Origin of the sequence: Nostoc sp. FACHB-152 (assembly GCF_014697475.1) — a bacterium.
GTDB lineage: Bacteria > Cyanobacteriota > Cyanobacteriia > Cyanobacteriales > Nostocaceae > Nostoc_B.
The window spans coordinates 34,659-53,730 of record NZ_JACJRV010000049.1 but is presented as its reverse complement, the minus strand read 5'-3'; the positions used below and the strand labels follow the sequence as shown (position 1 = coordinate 53,730).

Sequence of the window (19,072 nt, the reverse complement as noted above, 5' to 3'; positions counted from 1 at the left end):
TTAAATAGAGCTTATTGCGAATAAATGCTCTTTTTCTTTTACCACAAATTGCTACACTCTTTGTAAGATAAGCATTCTAGACCATTTTGTCCCCCCGCAAGTATCAAGGCATACAGCCAGCAGGACTATCAACGCACTCTGGTGATTATCTTAGAAGATTTTGGAGGAGAGTCCCTAGAGCAATGGATGCACAAGCGCCCAGATATCTTCTGCCCCATGCCTTTATCCACTTTTCTAAGTCTGGCGATCGCCCTCACCGAAATTCTAGGCAGAATCCATGCAGCCAATATCATTCATAAAGATATCAACCCTGGAAACATAGTCCTCAATCTGGATACTGGCGTTGTCAAAATTATTGACTTCGGAATTGCCACCCAATTTAACCGCACGAATCCGACTTTTAAGAACCCTCATGTTTTAGAAGGCACACTCGCCTACTTATCTCCAGAGCAAACAGGGCGGATGAACCGTTTGCTCGATTACCGCACCGATTTTTACTCTCTTGGTGTGACGTTCTACGAACTGCTAACCGGACACCTGCCATTTCCAACAACAGACATCCTTGAGCTAGTCCATTGTCATATTGCTAAACAGCCACTTCCACCTCACCAACTGAATGCAGCGATCCCTAAAGCCGTTTCAGATATCATTTTGAAATTGATGGCGAAAAACGCAGAGGATCGTTATCAGAGTGCCTGGGGCATCAAAGCAGATTTAGAAATCGGTCTTCACCAGTTCGCACAAACCGATAAAATCGATAGCATTCAACTGGGTCTTCAAGACATTTCGGATCGGTTTCAAATTCCTCAAAAATTGTATGGACGCGAAGCAGAGATTGAAGCATTACTAGCAGCGTTTGACAGAGTAGCAGCAACGGGGAATGAAGAATTGAGAGTGAAGAATCAAGAAAATTCTCAATTCCAGGTTGAGATGATGTTGGTATCTGGCTACGCTGGGGTTGGCAAATCAGCGTTAGTACAAGAACTCTACAAGCCCATCACTGCAAAGCGTGGTTATTTCGTCTCTGGTAAATTCGATCAATTTGGGCGCAATATTCCCTATAGCGCGATCGCAGATGCTCTGCAAAAATTGATACAACAGTTGCTCGGTGAACCAGACGAGCAAGTGCAAAAATGGCGATCGCGCTTGCTAACGGCTTTGGGAACCAACGGACAAATTATCATTGATATCATCCCGGAAGTTGAATTAATTATCGGCAAGCAGCCGCCTGTATCAGAAGTTGGAGCAACTGAAGCTCAAAATCGCTTCAATCTAATTTTTCAGAAGTTTGTGCGGGTGTTTTGTTCAGAATCACACCCGCTTGTGATTTTTTTAGATGATTTGCAATGGATAGACTCAGCAACCCTGAAGTTAATCGAGCTGATGTTGCTTGATGAACAAACCCAATTCCTATTTTTAATTGGAGCCTATCGAGATAATGAGGTAAATCCAACTCATCCGTTGATGTTAACGCTAGAGAGACTGCGAAAACAAAGGGCAGTGCTTCAGGAGATCATCCTCTCTCCATTAACGCATGAGCCACTGAGCCAATTGATTGCCGAGACGCTACATGAGAATGCAGACACCGTTTGTTCCTTAGCTGGTTTAGTACTGCGTAAAACCGAGGGCAATCCTTTCTTTGTCGGTGAATTTTTGAGAATGCTGCATAGCGAAAATCTGCTGACATTTGATGCTGAACACTTATGCTGGGAATGGAACATTGCTGATATTCAAGCCCAGGATATTACCGATAATGTGGTGGAGTTGCTACTGAACCAGTTAAATAAATTACCAGAAAACACACAGCAAATTCTTCAGTTAGCAGCTTGTATCGGCGCTGAATTTAATTTAAATACGTTAGCGATCGTTTCCGAAAAATCTCCTCAAGCAATTTCTCTAGATTTACTAGTAGCCATTCAAGGTGGATTAATTCAACCTATATCTGAATTAGACGAAAACCTATTAGTTCAAGAATATAAGTTTTTGCACGATCGCGTACAGCAAGCTGCATACACCTTAATCGATGAGTCGCAAAAACTTGGGGTACATCTGCAAATCGGCCGCAATTTACTCGAAAAGACTTCACCAGAGCAGATAGCAGAGCGGTTGTTTGAAATTGTTGACCACCTGAATTATGGAACCGAGTTAATCACTGAGCAATCCCAACGGAATGAGATTGCCAAACTGAATTTGCAAGCAGGTCAGAAAGCTCTAGCAGCGATGGCTTATGAAGCAGCATTCAAGTATTTTAATACAGGGCTTAAACTCCTTGATGTGGAAAGTTGGCAGGGTGAGTATGACCTAACATTGGCGTTGCATTCCGGGGCAGCAGAGGCAGCATACCTCAGTGGTCACTTTGATGAAATGGAGCAGCTTGTAGAAGAAGTACTCAACCGTGCGAAGACGGTACTCGATAAAGTGAAAGCTTACGATAGCAGAATTCAAGCATGGCTGGCACGAGGAAACCCTAAAGAAGCGCTAAAAGCTGGTTTGGAAGTGCTGCAACTCTTGGGAATTAGTTTAGTAGAAGCCCCAAGTCACTTAGACGTTCAAGCAGGATTGGAGGAAACAGCTTCACGATTGGCTGGGCAAAAAATCGAAAATTTGATCGATCTGCCAGAGATGACTGAACCTGTGCCACTGGCAGCAATCCACATTTTAGTAAGCACAATAGGCGCGGCTTTTAATGTGTCACCGCCTCTGATGGTGCTGATTGTCTGCAAAATGGTAAATTTATCGATCGCTCATGGAAACTCTATCTGGTCGCTTCTCGGTTATGCTGCTTATGGCATGATGCTATGTGGTGTTGTACAAGACCTTGAATTAGGCTATCGATTTGGCAAACTATCCTTAAATTTAGCGAAAAGATTAAATAACAAGAGAGGTAACTGCAAAGCATTGCTGATGGTGAATTTCCATATCATTCACTGGAAAGCCCACCTTAAAGAAACGTTCCCCGCTTTAGCAGATGCTTATCAAAGCGGGATAGAAAGTGGAGAGTTTGAATTTGCAGGTTATTGTGCATTTAGCTTATGTTACTGCCCCTTTTTTGCAGGACAAGAACTGAGCCAACTGGAACAACAAACAGCGATTTATCGTAAAGCCACCAATCAAATTAGACGAGAGACTGTTTCCACTTGGCTCGCAATGTTGCAGCAAACGATCCTTAACCTGCGAGGTCAATCTGAAAATCCAAGTCGCTTAGTAGGTTGTCTCTATGACGAAGAGCAAGCACTATCACAGGCGATCGCAGTCAACGATGGAACTAGCCTTCACTACTTTTACTTAAATAAGCTGATCTTATACTATCTGTTCGGGGAGTATGAGCAAGCTGCAAAAACGGCTACTTTATCAGAACAGTATTTAGGCGCAGCCACAGCAATAATCTCTGTACCTCAATTTTATTTCTATGACTCTCTAATATTTCTGAGCTTGTTGGCGGATGCTTCAAACTCTGAAAAAGCAGCTTGGTTGAATCGCGTTAACGCCAACCAGGAAAAAATGCAGAAATGGGCACACCATGCCCCCATGAATTTTTTGCATAAGTTTCATCTAGTTGAGGCAGAGAAAGCACGAGTTTTGGGTCACTTTTTTGAGGCAGAGGAGTTTTACGAACAAGCAATTCAAGGTGCTAAAGAAAACGAGTACCTTCAAGAAGAAGCCTTAGGCTATGAGTTAGCTGCTAAACATTACTTGGCTCGTGGTCGAGAAAAATTTGCTCAACTTTATATGAAGGAAGCCCATTACTGCTATGAGCGGTGGGGAGCAACCGCAAAAGCCAAAGATTTAGAAACTCGCTATCCACAGTTTTTTCCTGAGTCGCTGAATGTGCCTCCTACACAAGTTCACACCACTGCTGGAACTACTTCTAACACCTCACATATTGCTTTCGATTTAGCAGCAGTAATGAAAGCATCTCAAGCAATTTTAAGTGAGATTGAGCTAGAACAGTTACTTCATTCTTTAATGCAGATCCTAATTGAAAATGCTGGGGCACAAACTGGATGTCTGCTTTTAGAAAATGCAGGTGAGTGGACTATTGAGGCAGCTTGCGAACTTTGTGATGGGGAAAGCGTTTGTGCTACGCAAGTGCTGCAATCGACTCCGATGACAAATCGCTTATCTGAATCCATTGTTCAATATGTCATTCGGACTCATGAGCCAATCATCTTAAATGATGCAATTAGCGAAGGTAATTTTATTAACGATCCCTATATTCAACACCATCAAACTCAATCGGTTTTGTGTTTGCCACTACTGAATCAAAGCAAGCTTGTCGCTGTGTTGTACCTAGAAAATCAATTAGCAACTGGAGCATTTACACCGGAGCGATCGCAACTTCTAAATCTACTATCTACTCAAGCAGCAATTGCGATCGAAAATGCCAAACTCTACTCAAAGCTACGCACTAGCGAAAGTCAGATGGCTCAATTTCTAGAAGCGATTCCAGTGGGAATTGGCATAATCGATGCGCTGGGTCGCCCTTATTACGCCAATCAACGGGGTATCCAGCTAATGGGCAAAGCGATTGATCCTTCCGTACCACCCGATCAAATCGCTGAGGTTTATCAGTTCTATGTGACCGGAACAAATCAAATCTATCCAACAGAGAGACTGCCAGCCATCCGGGCGTTGAGCGGCGAACGTACCAAAATTGATGATGTAGATATCCGGCAGAACAATACAACCATTCCCATTGAGGTATGGGGTACTCCTGTGTTTGATGAACAGGGCAATGTAGTTTATGGAATCGTTGCCTTTCAAGACATTACCGAACGCAAGAAAGCTGAACAACTACTTGCTGATTATAATCGCACCTTAGAACAACAGGTTGCAGCACGGACAGCAGCTTTACAGCAAAGCGAAGCAGAACTGCGCGAGCGAGAACAGGAATTACGAGTGATTACGGATGCTCTACCTGTTTGTATCACTTATGTAGATGCCAACCAGCGTTATCGGTTTGCCAACCGCACTTACGAGGAATGGTTTCACCGTAGCCCAGGTGAAATTCTGGGCAAGCATGTTTGCGAAAACTTGGGTGAAGCGTCTTATCAAGTTGTACAACCATACATCAATCAAGCATTGGCAGGGCAAATCACAACCTATGAGGCAGAAATTCCTTGTGTATTTGGCAAGAAATATATCAGTAATTCCCTCATCCCTGATTTCGATGGCAATGGTCAAGTGAAAGGATACTATGGTCTAATTGCAGATATCAGCGATCGCAAACGTGCTGAGGAAGCTTCAATTTTGGAAGAACGCAACCGTATGGCACGAGAAATTCACGATACATTGGCGCAGGCTTTTACAGGCGTTTTGCTCCATGTAGGATCTGTAACACAAATGCTGGTAGATGATTCGGGTTCTGCTCAGATATATCTGGAAAGGCTAGAAAAGATTGATGAATTAGCTCGAACTGGACTTGCTGAAGCTCGTCGTTCAGTGGTAGCGCTCCGTCCCCAGTTGTTAGAAGAGAATACTTTACAGAGCGCTCTGCATCGCCTTGTGACTCAAATGCGGTCAACTACCAAGACCACCTTAATCTACGAAAGCAAGGGTATAGTTTACTCTCTGCCAACTGAAGTGGAAAATCATTTACTACGGATTGGGCAGGAAGCTTTAACAAACGCCATCAGATACGCCAATGCTAGTACAATTCTGGTTGAGCTAGTGTACAACGATGCTCAATGTCTTTTGCGCGTTAAAGATGATGGGCAGGGCTTTGGGCTTGGTAGTATTTCATCACCTAATGGCTTTGGTTTGCTGGGAATGAGCGAGCGAGCAGAACGAATTGGCGCACACCTGGCGATTCAAAGCCAACCTGGACAAGGAACAGAAATTGTTGTTATTGTCAACTGGGAGTAAAAATAACCATGAGTCAATCCACCAAAATTCGGGTTCTGATTGTTGACGATCACTCCCTCGTTACAGAAGGATTGGCAAACATCATTAACTATGATCCAGAAATGACAGTGGTTGCTCAAGCGGAGGACGGACAACAGGCGATCGACCGTTATCGTGAACATCAGCCTGATGTCACCCTCATGGATTTAAGAATGCCGAAAATGGCAGGGGTTGAAGCCATCACTGCGATTTGTGCTGAATTTAAGTCAGCTCGAATTATTGTGCTAACAACCTATGATGGCGATGAAGATATTTATCGAGGATTGCGAGCAGGCGCTCAGGGCTATCTGCTTAAAGATGCAAAACCAAATGAACTTTTGAATGCGATCCGCATCGTTCATAATGGTCAACAGTATGTTTCTCCGACTGTGGGAAGAAAATTGGTAGAACGGATGAACAGCCCAGTACTCAGTGAGCGAGAGCTAGAAGTACTCCGTTTAATGGCGCAGGGATTGAGTAATCAAGACATTGGAACTGCTTTAAATATTGGTGAAAGCACTGTTAAATCCCATGTGACTCGTATTTTGAGCAAACTGGGAGTTAGCGATCGCACGCAAGCCGTCATTGTTGCTGTTAAACGTGGGCTTGTTAATTTATAGGTTTCATGTTAGTTGAGGCTTGGATTCCGACTTTAGTTGGAGTCAAGCTACTGCTTTTGACGGATTACTTCGTCCATCCTTATAATGTGCCAAATTATGGACTTTCAGTGGATGACATGTAGGAGTCAATTACCTATATTAAATTCATGCAAACGCTAACCAACTTAGTTGCAGGGTTTAAGTTTGCTTGACAGGTCTGAAAGATGGTTGACGATCGCGAGCATCATTCCTTGTTTGTCCCGCCTTTAATTCAAGATCACATTCAAGGTGTGCTAAGTGCCAGTGTTGTACTCATCATGTATGGAGATTATGAATGTTTTCAAAGTGCAAACGCCTATAGGTTGATTAAAGCCGCGCAACAGCAGTTAAGTCCTTCTTTTGCGGAGAATGATGTGTGTTTTATCTTTCGTCATTTTCCCCAGAAACAGATTCATCCTCATGCTCAACGGGCAGCAGAAGCAGCAGAAGCAGCAGCAATGCAAGGTCAGTTTTGGCAGATGCATGAGATGCTCTTTATCTATCAACAAGCGTTAGAGAACGGATACCTTGTGGAATATGCAAATCATTTGGGACTTGACATCCCTCGATTTTTGCAAGACTTATCCAAAGGAGTTTATATCGATCACATCATTGCAGACATTCAAGGTGGATATCGAAGTGGGGTAAAAGCTGCACCAGCTTTGTTTGTGAATGAGATTCGTTATCGCGAACGTTGGACTATTGAGCAATTAATAGTAACCATTATGGCAGCAATTAACGAACGTTTTTGATGTTTATCGCAACAAAGGTTTTCATAGAGAGCGTGCCGCTTAATCGGCGAATGATGCGATCTTTCACTGAAGCATATTAAATCTAACTTCTTCCGGCTGATTTCCTGCTACTTACTTCCAATGTCGAACGATTAAATTACGTTTTAACTCAAAGAACTTGAGTGGTGTAAATTGGGCGATCGCAGAACAATAAAAAGTAACCAATCTGAATATCAAATCTACCAACCCAAAGGAGAACAAGATGACTACCAATCAAGTAAACAGTCAAAATATGAAACTCGAAGTTGTGGTGATACCCGTTGCCGATGTCGATCGCTCCAAAGACTTCTATAAAAATTTGGGATGGCGACTCGATGCCGATTTTGTCACCGATGAAAACTTCCGGGTAGTGCAATTCACTCCTCCTGGATCGGAAGCCTCAATCATCTTTGGTAAAGGAGTGTCGTTAGCCGAGCCTGGTTCAGTTCAAGGTTTATATCTAATTGTTTACGACATTGAGGCAGCCCATGCCGAACTTGTGGATCGGGGTGTCGAGGTGAGTGAAATATTTCACGACATCGGCGGGATCTTCCACCACGCCGGAACTGAGGGACGGGTTCCGGGCCCCGATCCGAAACGTCGAGACTATGCCTCCTATGCCTCGTTCAGCGACCCAGATGGCAATGGTTGGATACTCCAAGAAGTCAGGGTGCGGCTTCCCGGACGGTAACAGGATATCGATCGCTTAAGGACAGAAGCGAATTTCACAACAGAGAGTATGACAACCAAATGGGTGGAGAAGTAAAGAAGTGGAGGACTAGAGGAGCTACTATCATTCCCTCTACCCCCTTCCCCTTCCGCCATCAACGCAATGTAGTACCGTACTAACCAACAAGTTTTGGAGGAGTCACAAATGAAGATTTTTGTTGCCGGGGGAACAGGAGCGATCGGTCGCCCGCTACTCGACCAATTGCTTGCCAAAGGACACAACGTTGTAGCGATGACTCGCTCCCAAGAAACAGCACAGTCATTAACGGCACAGGGAATCGAACCGGCGATCGCCGATGTATTCGACCCAGATTCAGTCAAAGTAGCGATCGCCCACGCTCAACCGGAAGTGGTGATCGAACAACTGACCGCCCTACCCAGGACTTACAGCCGCGAATCCATGAGTGCAGCAGCACCTCTGAATACGCGCATTCGGTTAGAAGGCGGAGCAAATGTGCTGGCGGCAGCACAGGCAGCAGGGGTGCGCCGTTACCTGAGACAGTCGATCGCCTTCTGGGGAATTCCTGGTGCTGGATTGGCAGATGAAGAAACACCGTTATCGCTTGATGCCTCGCCCGCCGTTGCCGCAGATGCTCGCCTCGTGACTGAGATTGAACACCGTTTATCGGAATCCAATCTCGAAGGAATTGCCTTACGCTATGGCTTCTTCTACGGGTCCGGCACCTGGTTCAATCCAGATGGCGATGTAGCACAACAGTTGCGGCAGCAACAGTTTCCCATTGTGGGCAATGGGGAGGGCGTATGGTCGTGGTTACACATTGAGGATGCAGCGATCGCCACTGTTGCAGCCGCAGAGCAGGGCAATCCTGGTGTTTATCTAATTGTGGATGATCAGCCTTTAGCGGTGCGCGACTGGCTGCCTGCGTTTGCTCGATCGCTGAATGCTCCACCCCCACCGCAAGTATCCGTTGAAGATGCTCTGAAAATGGAGGGCGGTACGGACATTGTTTACTACCAGACTCAGATGCGAGGCGCATCGAATGCCAAAGCAAAACGCGAACTGAATTTTCAGCCGCGATCGTTGGAATGGATCGTTAATACCACCGTTGCTCTTGGTTAAAAGGAAACCTGCCACCTGCCTGAGCAGCATAGTTCCATCGCAACTTGGCTGCGTCTGGGTATGAAAAAGTTTGACTAATAGATTTCAACAACACAGTACATTTCAACAACATTGGAGAACAATTATGTCTCAAGCAAATACGGCTGAAGCAACTATGTCTCAAGCAAAGCCTCCTGCTGATCCCACCCCTGCCACCCTGGAAGGAAAACTGGCTCTGTTACGGAAGTTAAGGGATGAGTTGGGCAGTGGTGATACGATTCGTCGTCTCTTCTTTGGCGACCTGGAACCCATTGCCCTGCAACCCGGAGGAGCGAATACCGTAGTTCATCTTTACAACAAAGCCAATGATGTCACGATCGCCTATTGCACTTCCTACGATGTCTTTCTGGCTGCCCGTCCGGGACGAGTGACCGAGTTTGACCCGGCTGAGATCAAATAAGCGACTGGCTCAAAACTCAACAACCTGTTCTTTAAATTATCAGAGGTTTTGTCATGAAAATTGTTGTTGTTGGTGCCAGTGGGCGGCTTGGTAAGAAGCTTGTCAGCAAGCTACGTGAACATGGACATGAGGTGGTGGCAGCGTCCCGTTCTTCAGGTGTCGATGCTGTCACAGGTGAGGGACTGGCTGAGGCGTTAGTGGGCGCTCAAGTTGTTGTCGATGTAACGAGTTCACCCTCCTTTGAGGATGCGGCGGTGTTGGAGTTCTTCGAGAAGTCAACCCAGAACCTGCTGGCGGCGGAGGTAGATGCGGGTGTAGGTCATCACATTGCAGTATCAATTGTTGGTGCCGATCGCATTCCTGATAGCGGCTATATGCGTGCGAAAGTCGCTCAGGAAAAGTTGATCCAGTCCGCAGCAGTACCCTATACAATCGTTCGCGCTACGCAGTTTTTTGAGTTCATCGAGACGATCATCGCTCAATTCCCCAGCAATGGACAAACGGTTCACTTGCCCCCTGCCTTTATCCAGCCCATCCTCACAGATGACGTTGCAGATGCGTTAGTCGATATCACACTGGGAGCGCCAGTCAACGGCATTATCGATTTAGCAGGCCCAGATCGGTTCCGTTTCGAGGAAATCATCCGCCAATTCCTGAGCGCAACTCACGACTCACGTCAGGTAGTTGTAGACAGTCACGCCCGTTACTTTGGTGCAGCGTTGAACGATCAGCTCGTTCCACAGGGCAACTCGCTCATTGGCTCGACCCGTTTCGAGGACTGGCTCAACCGCTCGATCGCTCAAAGATCAGTAATGAGAATTTAGTGCTGACATCGGTTGAGGAGCCAGTGCGTTGCGGAGCCAGTCGCGTGGGCGGGCTTCCCCCCGTTATAGTAACTGGCGTTTGAGAACACAAAGTTCAACATCCCGCAACTGCTGAGTTTTGCAACACTCAACTCAACCTACCCCTGTCTAATCTGCGATCGGCTTGATTCAGCATGAGAACACATCGAACGGATGATTTTTATTCACCAATTCGTGTTCACTTTTGTATTCACGCAAGGAGAACCCAAATGTTTACTAGATTTCTTCGCGGATTTGCATTCGCAGCACTCTCCATATTCGCAGCTTTTTCCGTATTCACAGCACTCCCCGTATTGCCAGCTTCAGCCAGTGTGTTGGGTGAAAAGGTAACGTTGGTCTTTGATCGTGCCCTTCCCAATGTGCCCGGCAAGAGCATGAAAGTTCAGCTGGTCGAATATGCGCCAGGTGTCTCGTCGATCCCTCACACCCATCCAGACTCGGCTTTCATCTATGCAACAGTCCTGGAAGGTGCGGTTCGTAGCAAAATCAATGATAATCCGGAGCAGGTGTATCACGCGGGTGAGAACTTTTTTGAATTACCTGGCGATCATCATCGTGTCAGCGCCAATGCCAGTGATACTGAACCTGCACGCCTGCTAGCAGTGCTTATCGCCAATACCAATGAACAGAACCTGGTCATAAACGAAGAGTAAGACCCAAAATTGCAAGGATTTTCATGTATCGACACTACCGAAGTTTGAACCGGAGACACTGTAGAGCTAGTGAGTTGGGATGATAACAACATCACCGTTGCCGATATCACTCAACTTTATGTTCGTGAGTAGGACAATCCAGAATTACTTCATCACGCAGCTCACAGCCAAGCATATCAGGTGTGAAGAAGGCAGAAGGCAGAAGGCAGAGGGCAGAGGGCAGAGGGCAGAAGGACTGCAATGCAGTGTAGGCTTCAGACCTACACTGATTGCAAGACACCAAATTAAAAATTTTGGTGTGGGGCTTAAACCCTTACTCCCTTTGGTCGTAGTAGAAGACAGGAACCAGAATTTCCTTTTGCCTTCTGCCTCCTGCCCTCTGCCTTTCTTGCTAACAACTTCCCTTGCTGCTTTCCTCCAATCCAAATGATTAAGTCGCGTTTTAACTCAACTAACTTGAGTGGTGTGGATTGGGCGATCGCAGAACAATGAAGTTAATCGAGGTGGGCAGCAAGCTTATCAATACTAAAGGAGAACAAAATGAAAACGCAGAAAGTATGGTTTATTACCGGAGCTTCCAGAGGTTTTGGATTAGAAATTGCTAGAGCAGCCCTGGCAGTGGGTGATCAAGTAGTGGCAACGGTTCGCCAAGAGGCCACACAACTCGCCACATCCCTGCAAAACCACCCGAATCTGTACGTTGTGCAGATGGATGTCACCCAGGAAGACCAAGTACAAGCAGCTGTTAAACAAGGCATTGCCCATTTCGGTCGGATTGATGTCTTAGTTAATAATGCCGGGTTTGGCATGGTTACTGCAATCGAAGAAGCTACGGATGCCGAAGTTCGCAAACAGTATGACACCAACGTATTTGGTTTACTCAACGTGACTCGTGCCGTGTTACCGTACCTGCGCCAGCAAAAGTCCGGGCGCGTGATCAATATCTCGTCGCTGTTTGGCTACGATGCAATTCCGGGCTGGGGATTATATGGATCTACTAAATTTGCGGTTGAGGGTCTCTCGAAAGGGTTAGCGGTGGAACTAGCACCGCTCGGCATCCACGTTACAGTAGTGGCTCCCGGCCTTTTTAGTACCGACTTCCTCAGCGCTGAATCCTATGTGGCCGCTAAGACCATCATCGACGATTATCAGGAAACGGTAGGGCCGATGCGGAGCGGAGCCGATGCGCTACACGGACAGCAACCGGGTGATCCGAAAAAGTTTGCTCAGGTGATTCTTCAACTCGCTAATACAGAACGCCCTCCAGTACATTTGCCCGTTGGCAAGGACACGATCAACCTGTACCAGAGCAACGCCGCGAAAATGGCACAGGAAATTGAAGCATGGCTGCCAGTCGCTACCAGCACCGACCATGACCACCGCATCATGGCTTCGAGCATAGCCTGAACAGCAACCACATAATCTCCTTTGGAGATTGTGATGAAACTAGAAGATAAGAAGGCACTGATTACTGGCATTAGCTTGGCGATCGCTTGATTCATCTTCGTTAACGCTGGTATTGGCGGGGCTACACCTATAGGAAACACTGACGAAGCAACCTACGCTAATTCGATTTTGAAAGTGAGGTAGGCACAATGAAGACGAACTTTGAGAACAAGTCCTTTGAGGATGGTGACAACTATCAACGTGGCAATGATAGCCACGATATCTTCGCCGAGCTTGTCCGCAGCAACCAGCACAACCTCACTTCCCAGCTAAGGCACCAGTACGATTTTATTGTTTGCGGATCTGGATCTTCTGGTTCGGTGGTTGCCCGCAGACTCGCTGAGAATCCGGATGTCAGCGTTCTGTTACTGGAAGCTGGAGGCACTGATGATGTGCCAAGTGTCATGGAAGCAAATCAATGGCCGATAAATCTTGGAACCGATCGCGACTGGAGCTTCGCAGGTCAGCCGAATCGATATGTGAACGGTCGTTCGATTCCGTTCTCTATGGGCAAGGTACTAGGTGGTGGATCGAGCATCAACGTCATGGTTTGGGCGCGCGGACACAAGCATGATTGGGATTTCTTCGCATCCGTTGCCAACGATCCGGCCTGGAGTTATGAATCCGTCTTGAAGATTTATCGCCGTCTGGAAGATTGGCATGGCGTACCAGACCCAATGTATCGCGGAACGGGAGGGCCAGTATTTGTCCAGCCCGCGCCAGAGCCAAACCCGATCGCACCCGCAACGGTTGAAGGAGCGCGGCTGGTGGGTATTCCTACTTTTGAAAATCCCAACGGACGGATGATGGAAGCAGCTAAGGGCGCTTCTATCACCGATGTGCGAGTCCGCAATGGCAGGCGTGAATCAATATTCCGTTCCTATGTCTTTCCTTATATGGATCGCCCAAACCTGACGGTTCTTAGTCATGCACTGGTCACACGGCTGACGTTCCAGGGGAAGCGGGTCACTGGTGTGGAGATATCTTATCGGGACGCGATCTATCGCATTGGTGCAGCAGTCGAAGTCGTGCTGTCGCTCGGTGCGATCCATACGCCGAAAGTGCTGATGCAATCTGGTATCGGCGATGAGGCAGAGTTACGGCGATTTGGAATTCCTGTCGTGCAGCACCTTCCCGGTGTGGGGCAAAATTTTCAAGACCACGTTGCATTCGATTGTGTCTGGGAATATGAAGACGCTCTCGAACCAAGAAACAATATGTCCGAGGCAATCTTTTTCTCGACAAGCCAGTCCGGGCTTGACAGTCCAGACTTATTTGTCTGTCAGGCTGAGGTGTCAAAATCCAGCGCCGAGAATGCCATCCGCTTTGGGCTGCCTAATGCAGGCTGGACGTTATTTGGGGCGATCGCCCATCCTAAAAGCCGAGGTCGCCTGCGCCTGACGGGAGCCGATCCATCCGACCCAATTCTGATTGATGCCAACACGCTGTCTGACCCAGATGATCTCAAAACCGCGATCGCCTGCGTAGAACTCTGCCGCGAAGTCGGGAACTCTGCTCCGCTTCGTCCGTTCGTTAAGCGCGAAGTGATGCCAGGTAATTTGAAAGGAGCCGAACTCGAAAGCTTTATTCGGGATGCTGCAACAAGTTTCTGGCACGAAACCTGTACCGCGAAGATGGGTCGGGATGAGATGTCGGTGGTGGATAGCAACCTAAGAGTGTATGGAATCGACAATCTCCGGATCGCTGATGGATCGATTATGCCGCGAGTAACGGCTGGTAACACGATGGCTCCCTGCGTGATCATCGGGGAGCGGGCGGCGGAAATTCTACATCTCGAACATCAGCTGCAAACTACTGTAAAAACAGACTCAGGCAGGCAATAGACCACCACACTTTTCATTAGTTGGTTCAAATATCTTATTTTTCACAGCTTTTATCACGCAAATACAGTTTTGTCAATTGCAATTGCACTGTGCCGTTCAATAGATTCGTCCGTCGTTTCACCAACCCCTCAAAAGCATAAAGGAGTTTTATTATGGGCATTGAACAGAAAGTCGCTATTATTACCGGCGCATCACAGGGCATCGGCGCAGCCCTCGTCAAGGCGTACCGCGATCGCAACTATCGGGTAATTGCCACCTCGCGCTCGATCGAGCCGTCAGACGATGAGGCAATTCTCACTGTACCTGGTGACATTGCCGATCGCAAAACTGCCGAGCGTGCTATTTTTGAAGGCGTGTCCCGGTTCGGGCGCATCGACACACTCATCAACAACGCGGGTATCTTCATCGCCAAGCCATTTACCGAATACACCGAGGCTGACTATGAGGTATATTTGGGTACTAACATCACTGGCTTCTTTCATATCACGCAACTGGCGATCGCCCAGATGGAAAAGCAGGGTAGTGGTCATATCGTGCAGATATCGACGAGCCTGGTTGACAACCCGATTGCTGGCGTACCCTCCGTACTCGCGTCGCTGACAAAGGGCGGACTGAATGCCGCAACCAAATCACTAGCGATTGAGTATGCCAAACGCGGTATCCGGGTGAATGCGATCGCGCTAGGTAACATCAAGACACCAATGCACTCTGCCGAGACCCATGCACAGCTCGCTGCCATGCACCCAATTGATCGTATGGGCGAAATATCCGATGTTGTTGATGCGGCTCTCTATCTCGAATCAGCCAACTTTGTCACGGGCGAAATCCTTCACGTCGATGGTGGCCAGAGTGCAGGTCACTGACACCACCTCGCGCTAAGAAGAATGACTCTGACGCTCTCAACCAGAATTGCTCAACCGCTTAACTTTTAAAGGAACACAGGCATGATCTACGAATTACGCATTTATCACGCCATGCCCGGACGACTACCCGCGCTGCTCGCGCGCTTCGAGAACCACACGCTGCGGATTTGGGACAAGCATGGCATCCGCCAAGCTGGATTCTGGACAACGCTAATCGGCGAGAGCGAGAGTAACCAGCTTACCTACCTGCTTGCTTGGGACAGCTTATTTGAGCGTGAGAAGAACTGGAGTGCATTCCTCGCAGACCCTGAATGGATCGCAACCAAGACCGAAACTGAGAAGGACGGCCCACTTGTGCAGAACATCCGCAACGAGTTGCTGACACCGACCGCCTTTTCCTCGGTGAAATGAGCGGTGGGGCGACCTACGGAACTCAAATCTGTAGCATCCGTCCTACAGGCTCCTCCCCACCATCACAAGTGAATCATGCGGAAAGTAATCACTTCAAGTCATATATCTTGCTTCTATTAGCAAGCGTGGGAGATACTTATGTGGCCTAAAACAGAACTGACAGATTTGCTCAAAATCACGCATCCAATAATTCAGGCTCCGATGGTTGGTGCTTCCACACCTGAGTTAGTTGCGGCTGTTTCTAATGCAGGAGGTCTTGGCTCTTATGGTGGAGCGGCCACCGCACCAGCCAAACTTCGCTCCATTATCAGGCAAATTCGAGAACTGACAGATCAACCCTTTGGAGTTAATTTGTTTGCCCCAGCAGTTGAAGCGTATCAACTTACGCCTGAGCAGCAAACACCGATGTCTGAGCTATTAACAAAATGGCACAACGAACTTGACGCTGGGCCTGTACCCGAACCGATACCATTAGTAGGGCCATTCCAAGAGCAATTTACTGTCCTGCTTGAGGAGAAAGTACCTGTTTTTAGTTTCCACTTTGGGCCTGCGCCAATCGAGGCAATTCGGGAGATACACGCTATAGGCTCAATTGTATTAGCAACCGCCACGACCGTCCGGGAAGCAAAAGTTCTAGTCGTTGCAGGAGTTGATGTCATCATCGCCCAGGGCTTTGAAGCCGGAGGTCATCGCGGAACTTTTGCAGTACCTTATGAACAGGGATTGATTGGCACAGCAGCGTTAGTGCCGCAAATAGCTGATGCGGTATCAGTTCCGGTCGTGGCGGCGGGTGGAATCATGGATGCTCGTGGAATAGTTGCTGCATTTGCACTTGGGGCAAGCGGGGTACAGATGGGAACTGCCTTTCTCGCCTGCCCTGAGAACAATATTCCAGAAGTCTATAGGCAGGCGGTACTCAACTCTCAGGATGAAGACACGGTTATTACTGAAGTATTTTCCGGCAAACCCGCCAGAGCAATCCGAAATCGATTTATACGTGAAATGGAGAATCACCGGGATAAAGTACTGCCCTTCCCGGCTCAGATATCTATAGGGCGGATTCTATATCAGACTTCTGCTCAACAATCAAATCCAGATTTTGTCAGTATGTGGGCAGGACAAGCAGCAGCATTAACCGAAGCTCTCCCGGCAGGTGAGTTAATCGAAAAACTCATACAAGAATTTCTTGCCGTAACTGCTTCTTTATAACTCAAATAATAAGTTAAGAGTTCAGAGCAAAGTCTATCTCTGAACAACCGCTCGCAGTGAACCGCCAATTATAAAGCTCAGTGAAACAGGTTTGGCTCCTGAAATGAAACTGTTTCACGGAGGATGGCATCAGTGAATTACTACCTGCTCGCCAACTGATTCTAGGAATGAAATAAATTGAATGCTAAAAGCCCAGGAAGACATTCATCTAAGTTGCGGTTTAACTCAACGAACTTGAGTGGTGTGGATGGGGCGATCGCAGAATAATCAAAAGTAACCGAAGTAGATACAACTCACGAATCTAAAGGAGAACAAGATGAGTAGCAATCACGTAAACAGTCCAAACATGAAACTCGAAGTTGTGGTGTTCAGCGTTTCCGACGTGGAACGTACTAAGGCATTTTACCAGAATCTTGGCTGGCGGCTAGACATCGACATAGCGGAAGGCGACTACCGCAACGTGCATATTACACCACCTAACTCGGAAGCCTCGATCCTCTTCGGCAAAGGAGTAACTCCAAATAATTCTGGTTCAGTGCAGAACCTGGTTCTCGCTGTGGACGACCTCGACGCTGCCCGCGAAGACTTGATCGCTCGCGGTGTCAACGTGAGCGAGATATTCCACTACGCTGGCGGCCCCTTTAACAACGCCGTAGAGAACCCACGCGTCAGTGGGCGCGACCCGCAAGGCCGTTCTTACTTCTCATTTGCCTCGTTTGAAGACCCGGACGGAAACCTCTGGTTGCTTCAGGAAATCACAACGCGGCTTCCTGGTCGTCTGTGGGAGTCGAAGCGAGTAGGAGACCTAGACGTTCCAACCCTGGCAAACCTTCTCCGTGAGACGGCAGAGTACCACGACCATTACGAGAAGACTCACGCCGAGCATCACTGGTGGGATTGGTACGCGCCTTATTTGAGTGCGCGTCAGAATGGCAGTAACCCAGAAGAAGCCGCCGCCATTGCTGACCGTTACATGGAGAAAATTTTTCCTGTTCTTTCCACATGATGCGGTCAGAATAGCAGTTGCCAGGTTGGGTTCTGGACAACCTTTTTCTTGCTGAATTGAGCGATAGGGCGAACACAGAACTTGAACCTATCGCTCGCCCCACCATTACTCAGTTGTGATGCAAATAATACTTAACCTCAGTTAAATCCAAAATGTTAAAAAGTTCCGATCGCTGCGCTGAACCCCATATCAGATTCGGCTGTTACCGAAGATCGTTTTATTACCTGAGATGAACAGTAAATTATGAAAGTTAAAGCAGCAGCCGTGCAGATCAGCCCCGTGCTGTACAGCCGGCAGGGTACCGTCGAGAAGGTCGTGAAGAAAATCCGCGAGCTGGGTCAACAGGGCGTTCAGTTCGCAACCTTCCCCGAAACCATCATTCCCTATTACCCCTACTTCTCATACGTGTTAGCCCCGTTCGCGTTGGCAAAGGAACATCTGCGGTTGCTTGAAGAGTCGGTTACAGTGCCGTCTGCTGAAACCCAGGCGATCGCCGAAGCCGCGAAGGAAGCAAACATGGTTGTTTCGATCGGCGTTAATGAGCGCGACGGCGGGTCTATCTACAATACGCAACTTCTCTTTGACGCAGACGGGACGCTGATCCAGCGCCGTCGCAAGCTGACACCGACTTATAACGAGCGGATACTCTGGGGCCAGGGTGACGGCTCAGGACTGCGCGCCATCAATAGTGCCGTTGGGCGCATCGGACAACTTGCCTGCTGGGAGCATAACAATCCTTTGATACGGTACGCTCTGATCGCCGATGGTGAGCAAATCCACTCGGCGATGTATCCCGGATCGTTCGCTGGTCAGATGTTCGCAGAGCAAGCGGAAATTAACGTCCGCCAGCACGCCCTTGAATCCGCCTGCTTTGTCGTCTGCGCGACCGCGTGGCTGGATGCAGATCAGCAGGCTCAGATTATGCAAGACACGGGTTGCGCGATCGAGCCGATTTCTGGCGGCTGCTTCACCGCCATTGTGAATCCGCACGGACAGATCATCGGCCAACCTCTCAAAGCGGGCGAAGGCGAAGTGATTGCTGATCTTGACTTTGCCCAGATCGATGCCCGTAAGCGGCTGATGGACGCGCGCGGTCACTACAACCGCCCCGAACTTCTCAGCCTGCTGATTGATCGAACACCCACGTCGCACGTCCATGAGCGCACCGCATACCCCAAGGTCGAGTCGATACGTGCGGCTGTCCCAGAGGAGAAGACCTTCGAGGTACTCTAATTCC

14 protein-coding genes and 1 pseudogene are annotated in these 19,072 nt (G+C 48.0%); all 15 read left to right on the top strand.

All coding sequences use genetic code 11. The features are described from left to right. Window positions 1-102 precede the first annotated feature (102 nt). Window positions 103-5,865 (top strand): annotated as a pseudogene (locus tag H6G76_RS24580) (AAA family ATPase); the annotation flags it as partial. An 8-nt stretch (window positions 5,866-5,873) separates the two neighbouring features. Continuing rightward, a complete protein-coding gene (locus tag H6G76_RS24575) occupies window positions 5,874-6,503 on the top strand; it encodes a response regulator transcription factor (RefSeq protein WP_190706887.1) in 630 nt (209 codons plus the stop codon). Between the two features lie 203 nt (window positions 6,504-6,706). Then, window positions 6,707-7,273 carry a thioredoxin domain-containing protein gene (locus H6G76_RS24570; protein ID WP_190706884.1) on the top strand — a complete coding sequence of 189 codons (567 nt, stop codon included), beginning with the start codon at window positions 6,707-6,709 and terminating at the stop codon, window positions 7,271-7,273. Between the two features lie 241 nt (window positions 7,274-7,514). After that, the gene (locus H6G76_RS24565) at window positions 7,515-7,982 is read left to right on the top strand and encodes a VOC family protein (RefSeq protein WP_190706881.1); all 468 of its coding nucleotides are present in this window, start codon (window positions 7,515-7,517) and stop codon (window positions 7,980-7,982) included. Between the two features lie 183 nt (window positions 7,983-8,165). After that, window positions 8,166-9,101 (top strand): NAD(P)-dependent oxidoreductase, encoded by a 936-nt coding sequence (locus H6G76_RS24560; RefSeq protein ID WP_190706878.1) that lies wholly within the window; start codon window positions 8,166-8,168, stop codon window positions 9,099-9,101. A gap of 124 nt (window positions 9,102-9,225) precedes the next feature. After that, window positions 9,226-9,540: a hypothetical protein gene (locus H6G76_RS24555; RefSeq protein WP_242056504.1), complete on the top strand. Its 315-nt coding sequence runs from the start codon at window positions 9,226-9,228 to the stop codon at window positions 9,538-9,540. A gap of 53 nt (window positions 9,541-9,593) precedes the next feature. Then, complete coding sequence (locus tag H6G76_RS24550; RefSeq protein ID WP_190706876.1) at window positions 9,594-10,364, top strand: SDR family oxidoreductase; 771 nt, start codon at window positions 9,594-9,596, stop codon at window positions 10,362-10,364. Between the two features lie 248 nt (window positions 10,365-10,612). Continuing rightward, a complete protein-coding gene (locus H6G76_RS24545) occupies window positions 10,613-11,056 on the top strand; it encodes a cupin domain-containing protein (RefSeq protein ID WP_190706872.1) in 444 nt (147 codons plus the stop codon). 540 nt (window positions 11,057-11,596) lie between these two features. Next, complete coding sequence (locus H6G76_RS24540; protein ID WP_190706869.1) at window positions 11,597-12,463, top strand: oxidoreductase; 867 nt, start codon at window positions 11,597-11,599, stop codon at window positions 12,461-12,463. A 188-nt stretch (window positions 12,464-12,651) separates the two neighbouring features. Continuing rightward, the gene (locus H6G76_RS24535) at window positions 12,652-14,346 is read left to right on the top strand and encodes a GMC family oxidoreductase (RefSeq protein ID WP_190706866.1); all 1,695 of its coding nucleotides are present in this window, start codon (window positions 12,652-12,654) and stop codon (window positions 14,344-14,346) included. Window positions 14,347-14,498: 152 nt separating this feature from the next. Then, the gene (locus tag H6G76_RS24530; protein ID WP_190706863.1) at window positions 14,499-15,209 is read left to right on the top strand and encodes an SDR family NAD(P)-dependent oxidoreductase; all 711 of its coding nucleotides are present in this window, start codon (window positions 14,499-14,501) and stop codon (window positions 15,207-15,209) included. 81 nt (window positions 15,210-15,290) lie between these two features. Beyond that, window positions 15,291-15,620: an NIPSNAP family protein gene (locus H6G76_RS24525; RefSeq protein ID WP_190706861.1), complete on the top strand. Its 330-nt coding sequence runs from the start codon at window positions 15,291-15,293 to the stop codon at window positions 15,618-15,620. A 138-nt stretch (window positions 15,621-15,758) separates the two neighbouring features. Continuing rightward, window positions 15,759-16,829 carry a nitronate monooxygenase family protein gene (locus H6G76_RS24520; protein ID WP_190706858.1) on the top strand — a complete coding sequence of 357 codons (1,071 nt, stop codon included), beginning with the start codon at window positions 15,759-15,761 and terminating at the stop codon, window positions 16,827-16,829. A 316-nt stretch (window positions 16,830-17,145) separates the two neighbouring features. Then, window positions 17,146-17,835, top strand: a complete 690-nt coding sequence (locus H6G76_RS24515; RefSeq protein WP_190706855.1) for a VOC family protein — start codon at window positions 17,146-17,148, stop codon at window positions 17,833-17,835. A gap of 243 nt (window positions 17,836-18,078) precedes the next feature. Next, entirely contained in the window at window positions 18,079-19,068 is a 990-nt protein-coding gene (locus tag H6G76_RS24510; protein WP_199337516.1) for a nitrilase-related carbon-nitrogen hydrolase, read from the top strand. Window positions 19,069-19,072 lie beyond the last annotated feature (4 nt).